General features: G+C 73.2%; 19 protein-coding genes. 11 read left to right on the forward strand and 8 right to left on the reverse strand.

The window, feature by feature from the left end; translation table 11 throughout:
• Positions 1–162: 162 nt before the first annotated feature.
• From ACQP1N_RS19780 to ACQP1N_RS19790, 3 genes are read right to left on the reverse strand one after another with little or no spacing between them, the layout of a single operon-like run.
• Complete coding sequence (locus ACQP1N_RS19780; protein ID WP_433225826.1) at positions 163–1,206, reverse strand: hypothetical protein; 1,044 nt, start codon at positions 1,204–1,206, stop codon at positions 163–165.
• Positions 1,207–1,231: 25 nt separating this feature from the next.
• The gene (gene fxsT / locus ACQP1N_RS19785) at positions 1,232–4,996 is read right to left on the reverse strand and encodes an FxSxx-COOH system tetratricopeptide repeat protein (RefSeq protein ID WP_433225828.1); all 3,765 of its coding nucleotides are present in this window, start codon (positions 4,994–4,996) and stop codon (positions 1,232–1,234) included.
• The gene (locus tag ACQP1N_RS19790; RefSeq protein ID WP_433225830.1) at positions 4,993–5,229 is read right to left on the reverse strand and encodes a hypothetical protein; all 237 of its coding nucleotides are present in this window, start codon (positions 5,227–5,229) and stop codon (positions 4,993–4,995) included. Before ACQP1N_RS19790 ends, fxsT begins: the two co-directional genes overlap by 4 nt.
• Before the next feature lie 106 nt (positions 5,230–5,335).
• Here ACQP1N_RS19790 and ACQP1N_RS19795 point away from each other — a divergent pair, with 106 nt between their 5' ends.
• The 3 genes from ACQP1N_RS19795 to ACQP1N_RS19805 all read left to right on the forward strand — a co-directional run bounded on the left by ACQP1N_RS19795 (position 5,336) and on the right by ACQP1N_RS19805 (position 7,841).
• Positions 5,336–6,505, forward strand: a complete 1,170-nt coding sequence (locus ACQP1N_RS19795) for an FxsB family cyclophane-forming radical SAM/SPASM peptide maturase (RefSeq protein WP_067793590.1) — start codon at positions 5,336–5,338, stop codon at positions 6,503–6,505.
• 160 nt (positions 6,506–6,665) lie between these two features.
• Positions 6,666–7,097 (forward strand): SPW repeat protein, encoded by a 432-nt coding sequence (locus ACQP1N_RS19800; protein ID WP_433225832.1) that lies wholly within the window; start codon positions 6,666–6,668, stop codon positions 7,095–7,097.
• Positions 7,098–7,520: 423 nt separating this feature from the next.
• Positions 7,521–7,841: a hypothetical protein gene (locus ACQP1N_RS19805; RefSeq protein ID WP_067793588.1), complete on the forward strand. Its 321-nt coding sequence runs from the start codon at positions 7,521–7,523 to the stop codon at positions 7,839–7,841.
• A 76-nt stretch (positions 7,842–7,917) separates the two neighbouring features.
• Here ACQP1N_RS19805 and fdxA read toward each other — a convergent pair whose 3' ends face one another.
• Positions 7,918–8,259: a ferredoxin gene (fdxA, locus tag ACQP1N_RS19810; RefSeq protein WP_433225834.1), complete on the reverse strand. Its 342-nt coding sequence runs from the start codon at positions 8,257–8,259 to the stop codon at positions 7,918–7,920.
• An 88-nt stretch (positions 8,260–8,347) separates the two neighbouring features.
• On the opposite strand from fdxA, the gene ACQP1N_RS19815 reads away from it, so the two are divergent.
• The gene (locus ACQP1N_RS19815; protein WP_207394095.1) at positions 8,348–8,845 is read left to right on the forward strand and encodes a DUF2249 domain-containing protein; all 498 of its coding nucleotides are present in this window, start codon (positions 8,348–8,350) and stop codon (positions 8,843–8,845) included.
• 47 nt (positions 8,846–8,892) lie between these two features.
• Here the strand turns inward: ACQP1N_RS19815 and ACQP1N_RS19820 are convergent, their stop codons facing one another.
• A complete protein-coding gene (locus tag ACQP1N_RS19820) occupies positions 8,893–9,366 on the reverse strand; it encodes a hemerythrin domain-containing protein (protein WP_067793586.1) in 474 nt (157 codons plus the stop codon).
• A 66-nt stretch (positions 9,367–9,432) separates the two neighbouring features.
• On the opposite strand from ACQP1N_RS19820, the gene ACQP1N_RS19825 reads away from it, so the two are divergent.
• From ACQP1N_RS19825 to ACQP1N_RS19835, 3 genes are all read left to right on the forward strand, one after another.
• A complete protein-coding gene (locus tag ACQP1N_RS19825; RefSeq protein WP_433225837.1) occupies positions 9,433–10,179 on the forward strand; it encodes a helix-turn-helix transcriptional regulator in 747 nt (248 codons plus the stop codon).
• Entirely contained in the window at positions 10,176–10,550 is a 375-nt protein-coding gene (locus ACQP1N_RS19830; protein WP_217999800.1) for a metal-sulfur cluster assembly factor, read from the forward strand. The genes ACQP1N_RS19825 and ACQP1N_RS19830 overlap by 4 nt, the downstream gene beginning before the upstream one ends.
• A 209-nt stretch (positions 10,551–10,759) precedes the next feature.
• Entirely contained in the window at positions 10,760–11,188 is a 429-nt protein-coding gene (locus tag ACQP1N_RS19835; protein ID WP_242608889.1) for a cold-shock protein, read from the forward strand.
• A gap of 78 nt (positions 11,189–11,266) precedes the next feature.
• On the opposite strand, the gene ACQP1N_RS19840 is transcribed toward ACQP1N_RS19835, so the two are convergent.
• Positions 11,267–11,791: a DUF488 domain-containing protein gene (locus ACQP1N_RS19840; protein WP_433225840.1), complete on the reverse strand. Its 525-nt coding sequence runs from the start codon at positions 11,789–11,791 to the stop codon at positions 11,267–11,269.
• A 122-nt stretch (positions 11,792–11,913) separates the two neighbouring features.
• On the opposite strand from ACQP1N_RS19840, the gene mftR reads away from it, so the two are divergent.
• The gene (mftR, locus tag ACQP1N_RS19845) at positions 11,914–12,540 is read left to right on the forward strand and encodes a mycofactocin system transcriptional regulator (RefSeq protein ID WP_242608890.1); all 627 of its coding nucleotides are present in this window, start codon (positions 11,914–11,916) and stop codon (positions 12,538–12,540) included.
• A 25-nt stretch (positions 12,541–12,565) separates the two neighbouring features.
• On the opposite strand, the gene ACQP1N_RS19850 is transcribed toward mftR, so the two are convergent.
• Positions 12,566–13,696 (reverse strand): helix-turn-helix transcriptional regulator, encoded by a 1,131-nt coding sequence (locus tag ACQP1N_RS19850; RefSeq protein ID WP_433225842.1) that lies wholly within the window; start codon positions 13,694–13,696, stop codon positions 12,566–12,568.
• Between the two features lie 127 nt (positions 13,697–13,823).
• On the opposite strand from ACQP1N_RS19850, the gene ACQP1N_RS19855 reads away from it, so the two are divergent.
• Positions 13,824–14,528: a hemerythrin domain-containing protein gene (locus ACQP1N_RS19855; RefSeq protein WP_433225844.1), complete on the forward strand. Its 705-nt coding sequence runs from the start codon at positions 13,824–13,826 to the stop codon at positions 14,526–14,528.
• On the opposite strand, the gene mftG is transcribed toward ACQP1N_RS19855, so the two are convergent.
• Positions 14,525–16,066 (reverse strand): mycofactocin dehydrogenase MftG, encoded by a 1,542-nt coding sequence (gene mftG, locus ACQP1N_RS19860; protein ID WP_433225846.1) that lies wholly within the window; start codon positions 16,064–16,066, stop codon positions 14,525–14,527. The genes ACQP1N_RS19855 and mftG overlap by 4 nt on opposite strands.
• A gap of 117 nt (positions 16,067–16,183) precedes the next feature.
• Here mftG and mftA point away from each other — a divergent pair, with 117 nt between their 5' ends.
• Positions 16,184–16,312 (forward strand): mycofactocin precursor MftA, encoded by a 129-nt coding sequence (gene mftA / locus ACQP1N_RS19865; RefSeq protein ID WP_433225848.1) that lies wholly within the window; start codon positions 16,184–16,186, stop codon positions 16,310–16,312.
• A gap of 9 nt (positions 16,313–16,321) precedes the next feature.
• The gene (gene mftB, locus ACQP1N_RS19870) at positions 16,322–16,597 is read left to right on the forward strand and encodes a mycofactocin biosynthesis chaperone MftB (protein WP_067793579.1); all 276 of its coding nucleotides are present in this window, start codon (positions 16,322–16,324) and stop codon (positions 16,595–16,597) included.
• The last annotated feature ends 2 nt before the right edge of the window (positions 16,598–16,599 follow it).

Raw genomic sequence — 16,599 nt, forward strand, 5'->3', positions numbered from 1 at the left:
ATGTCGGTGACATGTCCGGATAACCGGCCGATGATCACACCCACCGCCACCATGCCGAGCATGAAGGCGAACCTTATGGCCATTTGCCCTGCTTCCTGGGTAAGGGAACCTGCGACGCCGTCGCCCCGCCATGATCATAAATCGGGGCCGGGCCGCGAGCAATCACCATTGAGTACGGAACATCTCGCCGGACAGTTCGGCGGCCAGATCACCGATCTTCTCATCGGCCTGGCTCACCCGCTTCTGATTAAGGGTGACCCCCACCAGATATTCGGTCGGGCCGAGCCGGTAATGGTAAATGGCCCCCTGCTCGACGTCGAGGACGATCCGCAGCATCCGGCCGCGCATCGCCAGGCGGGCGATCTGCCCGAGCTGCCGCGCGTACAGGCCGCACTCCCCCGCCAGCCGCCGGTAGTACGAGCGTCTGCTCTCCGGGTCGTCCTCCGGCAGCCAGGTCTCGACGACCCGCTCGTGCGACCAGAGATCCGTCTCCTCCACCACCCGTCCGTCCCGGACCAGGGCCATATAGATCAGCTCCGCGGGGTTCAGCAGCGCGGCCATCCGGTCCGTGCACGCGCTCTCGGCCCCCCAGCGGTGCGGCGAGGACAGGCGCCCGGTGCCCGCCGCCGGCTCGTCCGTCCCCGCGTCCTCCGGCTCGGGGCTCAGGGCGAGCCAGCCACCGGGGTTCTGCCGGGGCAGCCCCATCCGGTCGCGCAGGGCGTTGCCGAGCTCACTGACGACGACGTCGGCGTCCCGGACGAGGGCCACCCGGGGAAGCGACGGGGGCGCCCCGCCCTCCTCCGCCGCGGCCACGCCGAACACGATCCCCAGCACATAGTTCTTCGGCGTGACGGCGATGGAGAAGAGCGCGCCCTGCTCGGTGTGCAGGACCATCCGGATGAGCCGTCCCGTCTCGGCCTCGCCCAGCTCCCGGTCCAGGGCGGTCATCATGAAGGCGAGCTGCTGCTCCGCCGCCTGGTACCTCGATCGCCGGTCCGCCGAGGCGTCCGGCGCGGCGGCGGCCAGTGCCGGGTCGTCCAGCACGTCCACGGCGAACTCGTAGACACCCCGGTTGTACTTGGCCAGGTGATGCGGCGCGCCCTCGCGCCGGATGCGTTCGCGGAACGCCGCCGCGGTCCAGTCGTCGACCGTCCGCTGCTCCGACCACAGATGCACGTCCGGGAGCGGCAACGAAGCTCCTTCCATATCGGTCTCCTTCTTGCCTCGCCTGTCAGATGAACGGCACGTCCAGATAGACCCGCGCCCGCCGGGGCCGCTCTCGCACCGGCCGGATCGCCCCGCCCTCCCGGAGGAGTTCACCGGCCGCGGCCGTGTACGGGTGGTCGCGGCCCAGGAACTCCAGCGCGTCCGCCCGCGCCGCCTCCGCGCGCAGCCTCGCGTCGTCGGCACGGCCGAGCTCGGCCAGCGCCCACGCCTGGTGCAGGGCGGCCACGATCGTCCACGGGTGCTGCTCGCCGAGCGTCTCGGCGAGGGCGTCGCCGGCGTCCTGGAGGATGCCCAGCGCCCGCTTCGCGGCACCGCCCGCCTCCAGCGTGAACACCCCCAGATCGACCCGGCACAGCTGGACGATCGGATGATCGGGGGCGTACACGGAGGCGAACTCGTCGCAGCACCGCTCGGCGCGCTTGACGGCCGCCCGGTACGCGCCCGTCATCGCCAGCTCCACGCCCAGGCTCAGCTCGGTGGCGAGCGCGCTCGGATGGTCGGCGCCCAGCAGCCCGCGCAGCCCGCGCAGGGTCTCGGTGATCCGCTTGTGCGGAGGGCCGGAGTCGACGCCCCGGTCGCAGCGGATCGCCACCGCGAAGCTGCGCATCAGCTCCAGCGTCGCGATCTCGTTGGGCGTGTCCATCGACCGGGCCTCGCGGAGGCTGAAGTCCAGGTGCCGCCGCGCCCGCGGCCAGTCGCCGATCCCGCCCAGATAGTCGCCGACCCTCCGGGCCATCAGCAGCGCGGTCCAGTCGCGTTCGCCGGCCTCGGCCGTCCGCTGCCGCCAGGCCGCCTCGGCGGTACGGAGAGCCAGCGTGTACTGGCCCATGAGGAACGCCGATTCGGCGAGGTTGATCCTCGCCAGCCACGTTTCCCGGTGGTCATCGCCGAACATCCGCCGGAACTGCTCATAGACGCCCTGGATCTCGCCCAGCGACTCGGCGAAGCGCCCGAGCCCCCGCAGGTCGGCGGACCTGCCGCGCAGCTCGGCCAGCGCCCAGAACTCACCGGCCGCACCGAGCTCCCGCAGGGCCGTCAGGGCGCGCTCGCCGTTCCGGGACGCCGAGGCGAAGTCGCCGAGAACCCGGCAGACATTGGCCATCTGCCCCAGCGTCCTCGCCGTGACCAGGTCGTCCGGCCAGCGGACCAGCGCGCGGTCGGCCAGGGCGAGCAGCTCCCGCGCGCCGGCCTCGTCGCCGGAGGCGTACTGGAAGCGCATCTGCTCGACGAACCAGCGCCGCGCCCACGGCTCGGTGCGCTCCGCGGCGCCCAGCGGGCCGATGTGCCGGAGCAGCTCGGCGAAGCGGTCCGCGTGCCGGCCGATCGGCCCGTCCACCACGGGCGGGACGGTCCTGCCCACGGCCTCCAGGACCTGGGCGTTGCGGGCCTCGGCCTCGCCGGTGTCGGCGAGCAGCCCGCGGATCAGCTCCTGAACCGACCGGTGCGTCCTGAAGAGGGGCACGCGTTTCCACAGGACCCGACCCAGCCCGTATCTGGCGCAGATGTGCAGCAACTGGTCGAGGACCATGCTGTCGGCGTCGATGAGCGCCCCGTCCTCCTGGCCGGCGACCTTCTCCAGCATGGTCAGGAACGGCACCGTGGACAGCAGCTCATGGCTGACGCCCTCCGGGGACAGCCACGCGCACATTTCGAGCAGCCGCACGGCCAGCCGTTCGAGCGGGCCGCTCTCCTCCAGCGTCCGCAGGGTCAGCGCCAGGCACGCCGCGGTGATGTCCGGGCCGCCTTCCGCGACATGCCGTTCCACGCGCGCGGTGTACTCGGCGGCGGCCCACGCCGCCGCCTCCTCGGTGCCCACCGACCGCGCGGCGAGCCAATCGGCGGTCTCGGCGAGCCAGGCCGCGGCGAGATGGAGCGCCAGCGGCCGCCCGCCCAGCATCGCCACGACGCCCTGCGCCTGCTCGGCCGTGAGCCCGGCAACGCGCTCGCGCAGCAGCGCGGCGCCCGGCTCCGCCGCGAGCGCCGCCAGCCGGTCGCGGGCGTACGGCGTCCCGGCGCCCGGACCGGTTTCCGGCGCGGTCCGGGCGGTGACGAGCACGTGGCCGGGGCCGCCGGACGGGATGAGATCCGCCAGGCCGGCGAGGTCCTCCGCATCGTCGTAGATCAGCAGCCAGGGCCCGCGGGAGGCGCGCAGCTCCGCGACCGCGGCGGCCGCCTTGTCGCCCCGCGCCGGAACGCCCAGCGCGTCGGCCAGCTCGGCCAGCCCGCTCCGGACGAGGGGCATGGTGCGCGCCGAGATCCACCAGATCAGCCGGTAGTCGGACCGGAAGAGCCGCAGGTACTCCAGGACCATCGCGGTCTTGCCGATGCCCGGCGGCCCGTCCAGCACGTACGGTTCGCAGCCGTCGGTGTCGCTCATCAGCCGGTCGCGGAGCCGGGTCAGCTCCGCCACCCGCCCGGCGAAGGGCTGCCGGGCCGGCGGCGCGAAATTCGTCTGGAGCGGGCCGGCGTCCCGCTCCAGCGGGAAGACCGGCTCGAACACCCGGTGCCGGGCCGGCTCGCTCACCAGCCCCAGCCGGCCGAGCAGCCGCAGGCCCACCTGGCTCGGGGTGCCCTCGTCCAGCTCGATGAGCCGCATCACCGGCGGGACCGCGGCGGTGTCGGCTCCGGGCACCAGCAGCGCGATGTCGCCGGGGCGGTCGGGCAGGGGGCCCGCGAGCGCGCCGAGCAGGCGCTCGGACACGATCCAGATCGCGCGGCCGGGAGCCACGGCGGGGGCGCCGGACAGCACCGCGTCCGGGCCGGCGAGAACGGCCTCCGCGCCGCCCTCGCGGAGCCGGGCCCGCACCCAGTCGGCGTAACGCCGGTCGGGCCAGCGGTGCACGATCGTGAACCGGCCCGTGTCCCGCGGGTCGTCCATGCCGAGGGCGGCGCGGTAGTTGCCGCGCAGTTCGGCGGGGAGCGCCGGCGGGCCGGTGACCGCGCCCCGGGTCAGCTCGGCCGCGAGCCGGGCGTAGGCGAGGACCCGGACGGTGCCCGGGTCGTCGGCGAGCGTGACGAGGATCTGCCTGGAGTCCCGTTCCGGGACGGACGGCACCCGCAGGATCGGGGGCTCCCCGTCCAGCAGGAAGTCGCCGAACCATTCGGCGACGAGCTCGGCGGACACGCGGCGGCGCGGCGGGCCGCCGTCGCGCGGCTCGACCTCCAGCGGCAGCACCCGCACGCCCGTGACCGCCCGGGAGGCGATCTTGTCGGCGATGTCGGCGGCGCCGGCGACCGACGGCCGGCTCGGTTCGAAGAGCACGACGGCCTGGTCCACGCCCCGCGCCACGACGTCGATGACGTCGTCGTCCGGGTCGGTCGGCGCGTCCACCAGGACGTAGTCGTACCGCGACGCGTCGATCTCGGCGCGCAGCCGGGCCACGGTGTCCTCGATCGGGTCGTCCCAGGGCAGGCTGGGCACGCCCGCTCCGTCGAGCGGCCGCGGGGCGACGAGGTCGATCGCCTCGATGTCGCCGGGCGGCTGGTACCGCGCGGCCTGCCAGCGGCCCCGGCGCTCCCGCGTCAGCTCGTCGAACCGCGCGGCGAGCGCCTCGGTCTCGCCGCAGGGGTCGGCTCCGAACCGCGCGAAGTAGCCGTCCGCGCCGGGTCTCTCCGCGCTCCAGTCGACGATCAGGACGCGGGCCCGCGCGCCGGCCAGGATCAGCGCGATGTTCGCCACCGTCGTCGTCCGGCCCAGCCCCGGGGTGCGCGCGACGAACGCCATGCATTCGACATGGCGTGATTCCCCTCCGGGTTCTGCGGCGCTCACTCGTCCTCCTCCTCCGCGGCCGATCGCCCGGGATTTTCGGTACATGCCGTATTCATGAAACTGGCGTATCCCCAGCCTTCCCCATCTCGTTCGCGCCGCGCGCGTGCCAGCGCCTCTTCGAGGACAGAGCCGTCCGCAAGACGCAAAGCCGCGAGATCGATTTCGGAGAGATCGACCAGGTCCTGTCGCCCGGCTTCCGCCATGTCCTCACCGCCCGTGTCCAGACCGGCCACTATCGTAGGCATAGCATGTCTTTTTGGAACCATGTTCCGCCGGAATTGGCCGCGATCCAGTGTCACGGGACACAAAAACCACCTCAGGCCGGTCTAGACTCGATTCATGATCGACCGTCAAATTGGCCGACACCGGCCGAATGCGGCGGCGAATCCCTTTCGTCAGTTCATACTCAAGGTGCACAGCCGCTGCAATCTCTCCTGCCGCTATTGCTACCTGTACACGATGGCGGACCAGCGGTGGCGGCACCGGCCGCCGGCGATGTCCGCGGCGGTCGCGGAGGCGGCGGCGGCCCGGATCGCCGAGCACGCGCGCGGCCACGGGCTGCGCGAGGTCTCGATCGTCCTGCACGGAGGGGAACCGCTGCTCGCGGGCGCGGACCGGATCCGGCGGGTCGTCGACGCCGTCCGGGACCGGCTGGACGGCGTGGCCGGCGCGCATTTCTCCCTGCAGACCAACGGGACGCTGCTGACGCGCGGCTTCCTGCGGCTGTTCGCCGAACTGGACGTCCGGGTGGGGGTCAGCCTCGACGGAGACCAGGCCGCCCACGACCGGGCCCGGCCGGGACCGCGCGGAGGGAGTCACGGCCGGGTCGCGCGGGGCCTGGGCGAGCTGACCGCCCCGGAGTTCCGGCATCTGTTCGGCGGGCTGCTCTGCGTCATCGACCTCGACCAGGATCCTCTCGCCGCCTACGAGGCCCTGCTGGCCTTCGCACCGCCCGCCATCGACCTGCTGCTGCCGCACGCTACCTGGTCATCGCCGCCCGCCGGGCCGCCGGGCGCGTACGCGCGGTGGCTGATCCCGGTGTTCGACCGCTGGTTCGGCGCACCGGTCCGGCGGACCCGGATCCGGCTGTTCGAGGAGATCATCAACGTCCTGCTGGGCGGCGGATCGTCCGTCGAGGGCATCGGGACGACGCCCGCCGCGATGCTCGTGGTGGAGACCGACGGCCGGATCGAGCAGTCCGACATCCTCGCCGTCGCCTACGAGAACGCGGCCGACCTCGGCCTCGACGTGTTCCACGACGACTTCGACTCGGCGCTCCGGCATCCGCGCACCGTCGCGCGCCAGATGGGGGCGCACGGAGTGCCGTCCGAATGCCGCCCGTGCCGCTGGGCGCGGACCTGTGGCGGCGGTCTTTATCCGCACCGTTATCGCGCCGGGTCGGGCTTCGATCATCGCTCGGTCTACTGCACGGATCTCGATGCGTTGTTCCGCCACATCCACGCCGCCCTCACCAAAGAGATCACGGCTCTCTCGGCGAAACCGACCTAGTGCGTGGAAGAGCCGCAAATCAGGACGAGTCGGAAAAATCTTGGTCTGTGATGTTAGGTCGGGGATGTGGCGGTTAGGCCATGTCGCGAGGCGATATAACCGACCGGGTCCGGCCGGGATCGCCGAGCCGCAGGGACGACGAGAGGAAGGGAGCAGACCCATGACCACTCATCCCGCGGGAGGCATCGAGCAGCACCCCGACATCATCGAGATGCGCGCCCGGTACGAGGCCGCGGCGGAGACCCCCGTCGCGCAGGGCGTGAACGGTCTCATCGCCCTCACCGGCCTCTACCTGGCGGCGTCCCCCTGGATCGTGGGGTTCGGCGGGCGGACCAACCTCACGGTCAACAACCTGATCATGGGGGTCGCGCTGACCCTGCTGGCCGCCGGATTCGCGTCCGCCTACGGCCGCACCCACACGATGAGCTGGGTGACCCCGGTCATCGGGATCTGGACGATCATCGCGCCGTGGGCGGTGGCCGGCGACATGGCCACGACCTCGACCATCTGGAGCAACGTCGTGACGGGGGCGATAGCGCTCGTCCTCGGCGTGGCCGCGATGGGCGTGACGATGATGCGCGGGCGCGTCTAGGGCGACCGGTCCGGGCCGGCGCCGGGCGCCGGCCCGGACCCATGTCCGCGGAGGATCGGCGAAAGGCCGACGCGGCCCGGCCGGGCGTGGCATGATCGGCCGGTCCCCCTGAGATCGGAGGCGGCGGTCGTGGAGCCATCGAGTCACGTCCCTTACGGAAACGGCGGCACTCCCTACGGCGCACCGCCGAACGCGCCCCATGGCACGTCTCAACCCGCGCCCTATGGCACACCTCAAGCGCCCTATGGCACGCCCCAAGCCGCGCACTATTCGGCGCCGCCGCAGAATGCGCACCGGGGTGCTCCGCAGGCGCCGCCGCAGCCGACGCCGTACGGGACTCCGCAGGTCGTCCAGTGCCGTTTCTGCGGCTGCGTGCCCGCGGCCGACACGACCTTCCGCGGCCACCGCGGAATGATCGTCGTTATGTCCTTCTTGCACGTCAAGGGACCGTTCTGCCGGAATTGCGGCCTGTCGGTGTTCCGGGACATGACGGCCAAGACCCTGATCGGCGGCTGGTGGGGTTATGTCTCCTTCATCATCACGCCGATCACCGTGCTGATCAATCTGACCCGGCACGCCAAGGTGGCCGGCCTCGCCGCCCCGATGCCGCCGCCCGGCGGGCTGCCGTACCAGCGGCCCGCCGACCCGGGCGCCCCGCTGCTGACCCGGCCCATCGCGATCATCGGCGCGATGGTGCCGCTGCTGCTCCTCGTCCTGGTCATCGCGGTCAATCTGGGCGGCTGACCTTTTAGGGCCTGAGCCGCCCGGGTGGTCTCGGTTCAGGCCCGCTTGCAGCCGTTACCGCCGCCCGCCCGCCCGCCTACTCGGGTTTCGGGTGGGACGCGACGAGAGGCGTGTCCACGCCGAGCGCGCCGAGTTTGGTGGCGCCGCCGGGGGCGCCGAGCGGCTCGCCGCGGCCGGGCAGGGGCTCGGCGAAGAACCGCGCGTTGTCCTCCCGGTACGGCTCCAGCGCCGCCGGCAGGTCGTCCTCGTAGTAGATCGCCTCCACCGGGCAGACCGGCTCGCACGCACCGCAGTCGACGCACTCGTCCGGATGGATGTACAGCGAGCGCTCGCCCTCATAGATGCAGTCGACCGGGCATTCGTCGACGCAGGCGCGGTCCAGCACATCGATGCACGGCTCACCGATCACGTAGGTCACGGCAGGTCTCCTCAGCGACGTTGTGACGGCCCCTATTTTGCACTACTGTCCCTGTATAAACAATCCGAGCTTGGATAAATCCAGGGAGGTGGGTCCGACGACCACGGCCGATCCGCCCGCCACGGACCAGGATCCGGTGGCGGCACTGACCCGCCTGCTCTCCCGCGCGGTCCGCGCGCTGGGGCAGGCGGGCCACCCCGGCGACGCGAGCCGCCTGGCCGCCGACGGCTGGGTGGCGCTCCGCCACGCGCGTCCCGCGGAGGCCGAGCGCCTCAACGGCGTCATGCACTACCTGGCCCGCCTGCCCGACGACCGGCAGAACGACACCCCGAAGGAGACCGACATGACCGCCGAGGACCGTCCGCTCGACGTCCGCTCCGAGGCCCCCGCGCGCCGCCACACCCTGATCTTCGAGACATGGACGTCGCTCAGCCCGGGCGAGGGTTTCGTGCTCATCAACGACCACGACCCGAAGCCGCTGTACTACCAGTTCGCCGCCGAGCACGAGGGGGCGTTCACCTGGGACTACCTGGAGGAGGGGCCGGAGACGTGGCGGGTCCGCATCGGCCGCACCGCCGCCGCCTAGCGGGGGGCGGGCGGCCCGGTCGCCGGGCCGCCCGTCCGTCCTGCGAATCAGGGCCGCACGCCCTGGCACACCCAGCCGTCGGGCGTCCGGCCGGAGGCGATGAACCGGTGGAGCCGATCGGCCGCCTCGGGCGCCAGCACCGCGTCGGCCTGCGGGTAGAGGATCGGCTCCTCCTTGGAGTTGTGCCGATCCAGCATGCCGAGCAGCTCGTCGCACAGGCGCCGCACCTCATCGGCCCCCGTCCCCTCGGCGGCCTCGGCCTCCAGCCGGTCCATCGTCCGCCACAGCTCGCCGTGCTCGCGGAGCATGACGAAGACCGGCGCCATCAGGCCCGCCTCCCGCAGCGGCGGGAACAGGAACTCCTCTTCGAGGTAGATGTGGCGGCGCAGTCCCTCCAGCGCCCGCTTGAGCGGCGCGGTGTCCCGCCCGCCCTGCGTCAGGCCGGCCGCGAAGACCTCGATCCCCTCGTCTATCTCCCGGTGTTCACGCTCCAGCACCGCGGACAGCGTCTCGCTCCCCATGCGCTCTCCTCTGTTCATTCGGATATCCCTTGTTTTTATATGACACCGCCTGTAAAAACTAATGATATGGGGAACCAGCCGGCGCGTCGGACGGCCGGCGCCGGTGCGGACGGGCGCCGGCGCGCGATGCTGTCCGGGGTGAGCCGCAGCGCGGTGCTGGAGACCCTGCGGGCCGCGCAGTCCCCGCTCTCGGTGGCCGAGGTGGCCGCCCGGGTCGGCCTGCACCCCAACACCGTCCGGCGGCATCTCGACCGGCTGACCGCGGACGGCCGGGCGGACCGCACCACGGAGAGCCGGAACCGTCCCGGCCGGCCCCGGCAGCTCTACACGGCGCGGGCGGGGGCGGGCGACCCCGCGTCCGACGAGGCGGCGGAGTCGGGGTACCGGCTGCTCGCCGACATCCTCGCCGGGCATCTCACCGGCATCAGCCCCGACCCGGCGGCCGCGGCCGGACGGGCGGGCCGCGTCTGGGGCGGCTACCTGATCGGCAAGCCGCCGCCCTTCACCCGGATCAGCCCGGAGCAGGCGGCCGAACTGCTCACCGAGCTGCTCGGCGAACTCGGCTTCGCCCCCGCCCCGGACCCCGCGGGCGGCGGCATCACGCTGCACGCCTGCCCGTTCCGCGAGGTCGCCGAGCACCACCCGGACGTGGCCTGCGGAGTCCACCTCGGGCTCATGCAGGGCGCTCTCGCGGAACTCGGGACGCCCGCGAGCAGCGTCCGGCTGGAGCCGTTCGCCGCACCCCGCACCTGCCGGGCCCGCATCGAGACGGACCCCGGCGCACCCCCCGACGGAAAGGACGCACACCAGTGAGCGAGCGCGGCACCGTAGACCCCGCCGGCGACCGGGCCGGCCTGCCGGTGACGGCATGGCTCGCGGACGCCCCCGACACGAGCCTGCTCCGCGAGATGCTGCGCGAGGTCCTGGACCCGGAACTCGGCGTCAACATCATCGACCTCGGCCTCGTCTACGACGTCGGCGTGACCGACGGGGTGGCGCGGGTCCGGATGACCATGACCACCCCGGCGTGCCCGCTCAGCGGCTATTTCGAGGACACGATCCGCGCCGCGCTGTGGGGCGCGCCCGGCGTCGACGACGTCGAGACCGAGATCGTGTGGGAGCCGGTCTGGGAACCGGACATGATGAGCGACGCCGCCAAGGAGGCCCTCGGCTGGCGCGGGTGACCGCTCCGCGGCGAACCGGCCCTGACCCCCTACCGATCCGACCGCCGTTGACCGCCATTCGTTGGGTTTTGGGGGGGTTCAGCAGACCCACGGTTCGCGCGACAACACTGAGCTCCTTGGATACCCTGGGAGCGGACCGCCGGGGATGATACGGCGCGGTCGAGGTACTTCCGCGCATTTCGGCGGACGATGGTGCAGAGGCGTTTTCGGTGAAGGATGTTGTTGTGGTGCATGTGGGCAGGATCGCGCGGTTCGACGAAGTTCGCGGTTATGGATTCATCACGCCCGACGAGGGTGGTCCCGACGTCTTCGTTCATGTGAACGACCTGAACGACGACAAGAGTCTGATCACCACGGGGACGTCCGTCGAATACGAGCTCATCGACGGCGAGCGCGGTCTGAAGGCGTTCGACGTCAGCGTCATCGGCGACCGCTCCGTCCCCTCCGTCGCCGGGCCCGGGCGGGCCTCCACGGCGGACGACGAGGGCCTGTGCGACGTCCTCACCGAGACGGAACTGCGCATCGAACTCACCGAGCTGATCCTCGAAACCGTGCCGGAACTGACCGGAGCCCACCTGATCAAACTGCGCGAAGGTCTGCTCACCTTCGCCCGCAAGCACGGCTGGAGCGAGGACTGATCTCCCCGCCCTTTTCTCCCTGTGCCATTGGGCAGGGCGTGCAGATCCCGAACTGACCGGCCCGTAATCGGAATCGCGTCAGCCGCCGTCGTAGACGAGGAGGCCGTCGTCGCGGAGGCGGGCGCCGGAGGTCGGGGTGTGGCCGGTCAGGCGGCCGTCGTGGGCCAGGTGCAGGACGGGTCTGCCGCGGGCCAGGACCGCGTAGTCGGCGATGATGCGGCGGTGGCAGCGCCACCAGAGCGACTCGCCGCACATCACGGCCGTGCGGGTGCCGGCGGCGTCGCGGAGCAGGTCGTCCATGGCGGCCAGGAAACCGGGGGCGCGCGTGTATTCGGCGTATCCGCGGAAGGAATCGTTGCGCCAGAAGGTGTCGGGTGCGTCCGGCGCGGGCCGCCGGAACCCGCCGAGGCGCTTCTCCCACCGGTAGCCGATCCCCGCGGCGGGCAGCCATTCCCGCAGGGCGGTGCGATGCACGTCCGGGTTGCGGCGGCTGCCGGGCGCGGTGCGCACGTCCACCACGGAGCACACCCCCGCGTCGCGCAGGAGACGGGTCAGCTCCTCGCGCCCCGCGGTGCCGTGCCCGAACGTCAGCAGCGGCTCCACATCGTCCAGGCTTCCCGGCAGGGACGGCGGAACACCCGCATGCGCTCCTTCGGCCGTTGCGGAGACGCCGTACGACCGTCAAGATCCCTGGGCGGGGCCGCGCGCGTGGGAGCCTTGTGCCCGTGACGTCGTCCAGTGCGGAGCCCGGTGCGCGGCAGGTCATGGGCCGGCCCCGCGTGACCTCGCGGGACGCCTTGGAGCGGCTGGCCTTCGAGTTGTTCGCCCGGCAGGGGTTCGACAAGACCACGGTGGACGACATCGCGGCGGCGGCGGGCATCGGGCGGCGGACGCTGTTCCGCTACTTCGCGTCCAAGAACGACCTGGTGTGGGGGGACTTCGACCGGCAGTTGCGGAAGCTGCGCACCCTGCTGGCCGGGGCCGATCCGCGCACGCCGATCCTGGAGGCGGTGCGCGCGGCCGTGGTGGAGTTCAACCGGTTCGACCCGGAAGAGGTCCCCTGGCACCGGCAGCGGATGGAGCTCATCCTGACCGTGCCGACCCTGCAGGCCGACTCGACGCTGCGCTACACGGCCTGGCGCGACATCATCGAGGAGTTCGTGGCCCGGCGCACCGGGCTGCCGGCGACGGCGACGCCGGTCCGGCTGGCCGGCAACGTCCTGCTGTCCGCGGCGGTCACTGCCTACGAGCAGTGGCTGTCCAGCCCGGACGTGGCGCTGCCCGACCTGCTGAACGAGACGATCCGGCAGGTGGGGGCCGGGCTGGCGGAGACGCTGGAGAACGCGTCCTAGACGGCCGGGTCCCGCCCGGACGGTCCTACGAGGCCGTCAGGTGGTCGTCGAGGTACCAGCCGTAGGGTCCCGGCGCCGTGCCCGCCGCCGAGCGGGGGGCGTAGTGCCGGGCGTAGATCGCCGCGACGAGTTCGCCGCGGCTGCGCACCCCGGTCTTGGCGAACACCGCCTTGAGGTGGTCCTGCACCGTGAACGGGGAGATTCCGAGGGCGGTGGCCATCTGCCTGGTGCTGTGCCCCTGGGCGGCGAGCCCGGTGATCTGCCGTTCCCGGGGCGTCAGCCCGTACGCGCCCGCGATCACCTCGCTGAGCACCGCGGGCCTGGCCCCCTCGATGATGACCGCGACGTGGTCCCCGGGTCCCGGTCCGCCGGACGCCGGTGAGCCGTGCAGCACCACCCAGCGCCCGTCCCGGGCCGGCAGCGCCGCCCGGGCCAGGCCGTCGCCGGAGGCGGCGGCGGCCGCCACGGCCCGCAGCACGCTCGGCAGCCGCCCCCGGTCGTCGATGGCCTCCAGCCAGGCCCGCGCGTCGGCACTGCTGACCTCGACCTCGCCCGATCCGGTCACCAGCAGCATGCCCGGCGGGTGGTCGAGCGCGTCGGGGACGGCCAGCGCGGCGCGCAGCAGCGTGAGCCGGAACAGGTCGGCGATCGGCGTGGAGACCCCCGCCAGCAGCGCCAGCTCGTCCTCGGTGAACGGCGGCGCGGGCGCGCGCCGGTAGAGGGTGAGCGAGCCCCAGCAGCCCTCCCGCGAACGCAGGATCACCCGCGCCTCGTCGATGACGTCCAGCCCGCGCAGCAGGAGCCGGTAGCGCCGGGCGCGGGACAGGTCACCGCCGGTGGTGCGGTGCAGGCTCGCGACGGGCACGTCGGCCGCCGCCAGCTCGGCGTAGCCGTTGAGATCTCCGCCCTGGAACTCCAGGCCGAACAGGACCCGCTCGCGCTCGGCCGCTCCCTCCGGGTCCAGCCCGCTGACGAAGCAGCTGGTCCACAGCAGCGTCGCCGGGTCGACCGTGGAGACGGCCGCGATGTCGTATCCGACCGCGTGCCGCAACAGGCGGTCGACCTCGGCGCGCACCCGGGTCAGATCGTCACCGCGCGCGGCCAGCCGGTGGATCCGGTCGAGGAGCTCCATGCCCTCCAGCATCGCGGCCGGCACCCCGGGCCGCCACCCCCAGAATCTTGGGATACGCAGGTCAGCGCCCTCGGCCCTACGTTCGTGACGGCCGCCGAGCCCGCCCGGGGCCCGGCGCACGGCAGGACACGACAGGAGAAGACGAACCGTTATGGACGACGAGCGCCCCGAGGGCCGCGACGACCTGTTCACCCACATCCACAAGGCGCTCCGCAGCGGGCTGTTCGCGGTCACCGTCCAGGCCGGCGCCACCGACTGGAACGACGCCGCCGAGGTCGCCGGGCTCGGGGAGCGGTGGCGGCGGCTGCTGGCGCTGCTGCGCAGCCACACCGAGCACGAGGACCGGCACATCCTGCGGCTGCTGGACCCGTACGAGCCCGGCTCCGCCGAGCCGACCGAGGAGCAGCACCGGGACCTCGACGACCTGCTCGACGACCTCGCCGGGCGGTTCGAGGCCGCGCTGGCGGCCCCCGACGCGGTCACCGGCCTCGGCATCTACCGGGATCTGGCCCGCTTCACCGCCGCCTACCTCCCGCACCTGCACGAGGAGGAGACGATGATCATGCCGCGGATCTGGGCGCACTGCGACGACGCCGAGATCGGCGCCGCCCGGGCGGCGTTCATGGCCGCCACCCCGCCGGAGATCACCGCCACCACCCTGGAGCTGATGCTGCCGGCGCTGGACCGGCCCACCCGGGAAGGGCTGGTCGCCGGGATGGCGCGGACGGCTCCGCCCCAGGTCGTGGCGGGGGTACTGGCCATCGGTGACCGGGTGCTGCCCGCCGCGGCGGCGAACTCGCTGCGCCGGGCCGCCGGCGCCGCCGCGCAGACCGGCTCCGCCGCCTGGACCCGCTAGCCGCGGCGGCAGGCGTCGGCGATGAGTTCGCCGACGAGGACGGCCGTGGCGGCCGGGCCGCGCAGCGGCGCGGCCGGCAGGATCGAGGTGTCGGCGACGCGCAGGCCGGTCAGGCCGTGCACCCTTCCGCTCGCGTCGACCGCGGCGTCCGGCCCCATCGGCACGGTGCCGCAGGTGTGCTGGGAGGTCCCGATGCGGGCGCGTATCCACCGGTCGAGGAGGCGGTCGTCGTCCAGCGGCGGCCTGTCCACCAGGCCGCCGCTCACCTCGGCGAAGGCTTGGGTGGACGCCACGGCCGCCGTCGCCCGGACCGCTTCGCGCATCCGGCGCCGGTCGTCCCCGGTCCGCAGATAGCCGTAGTCGATCTCGGGCGGGACCTCCGGGTCGGGTGAGATCGTGCGCAGTGCTCCGCCCGCCGCGGGTGTCTGGACGGACACGAGGAAGGCCAGGGGCGCACCGGGCACGGAGGTCCTCGCGTCCCGCAGGCCCGCGAGCGGCACGAGGGACTGCAGGATCTCCAGGTCGCCCGCCTCGTCACCGCCCTGCGAGGCCAGATGCAGGACTCCGCCGAGCCAGGACCCGGACGGCTCGTCCAGCGGCCGGACGGGCGTCCATTCGACGGCGACGCTCGGGTGGTCGCTGAGCCTGGCCCCGACGGCCGGAAGGTCGTGGACGGCGCGGATACCGGCGCGTTCGAGATCCGCCGCGGGCCCGATCCCGGACACGTGCAGCAGGTGCGGTGTGGCGAGGGAGCCGGCCGACAGGACGACCTCTCCCGCTTCCAGGACCGTCCACCGGCCGCCGTGGCCGGCGACGACCCCGGTCGCCCGCCCCCGGCGGACGAGCAGCGACCGCGCCGGGCGGTTCCCCAGCACGGTGAGGTTGGGGCGGCCGGCGGCGGCACCCAGCAGGTAGGCGATCCCGGTGTTGATCCGCCGGCCGCCGGCCGTGTTGGACGGAACGGGACCGAATCCGGGCGGGTCCTGGGCGTTCTTGTCGGGGTCCTCCGGATACCCGAGTTCCCGGGCGGCGGCCTGGAACGCGGCGGCGGCGGGATGCCCGAGGCCGGTGCGGCGGACGGGAACCGGGCCGTCGCCGCCGTGCAGCGGCCCGGCCCCATGGTCGAGGTCGGTCTCCAGCCGGCGCAGGAACGGCAGCACCCGCTCGTACGACCAGCCGGGGTCGCCGGCGGCGGCCGACCAGCGGGCGAAGTCCGCGCGCCGCGCCCGGACGAAGTAGCCGCCGTTGATCGTGGTCGAGCCGCCGAGGACGCGGCCCCGCGCCGCCCGGTACGGCACGCCCGGCATGAGCCGCACCGGGTACGTCCAGGCGGCGGGGTGCCCCGGCTGCGCGCCGGGGACGAGGCGCGCGTCGAGCAGGTCGGCGGGGAAGCCCGCGGCGTTCCCCGGCACGGGCCCCGCCTCCACCAGGAGGACTTCGCAGCCGGGGTCCTCGCTGAGCCGGGCCGCCAGGGCGGCGCCCGCGGCGCCCGCGCCGACCACCAGGACATCGGGACGCCGCGCACCGGGCTTGGCCACGGCGGTGCCCCCTTCCTTTTTGGCACTCGATGCATTTAGTATCCGGGCAGGCCGCACGGCCGCAACACCCTCCCCGCGGGCGGGGCGCGGCCGAATACGCGAACGCAGGAGGACGGCATGGACGCCACCCCATCCGAGACCCAGGCCACCGCCCAGGCCAGGGACCACGCCGAGGACATCGCCGAGGACGCCGCCGACTCCCTGATCGAGGAGGTCTCGATCGACGGCATGTGCGGCGTCTACTAGGCCGCCGCCATGCCCGGAATCGACATCGACCGCGCCTGGGACCTGCACCCGCGGGTCTCGGTGCGGCCGGAACCGTTCGGCGCGCTGCTCTACCACTTCGGGACCCGCAGGCTGTCGTTCCTCAAGGACCGCCGGCTGCTGGACGTCGTGCGGAACCTGCGGGACGCCCCCACCGCCCGGGACGCCTGCGCGCGGGCCGGCGTCCCGGTGTCCGACCTGCCCCGGTACGGCGCGGCGCTCGGCGCCCTCGCCCGGTCCTCGATGCTCGTGGAAAGGACGCCTTGACC

The organism is Actinomadura formosensis, assembly GCF_050948385.1.
GTDB lineage: Bacteria > Actinomycetota > Actinomycetes > Streptosporangiales > Streptosporangiaceae > Spirillospora > Spirillospora formosensis.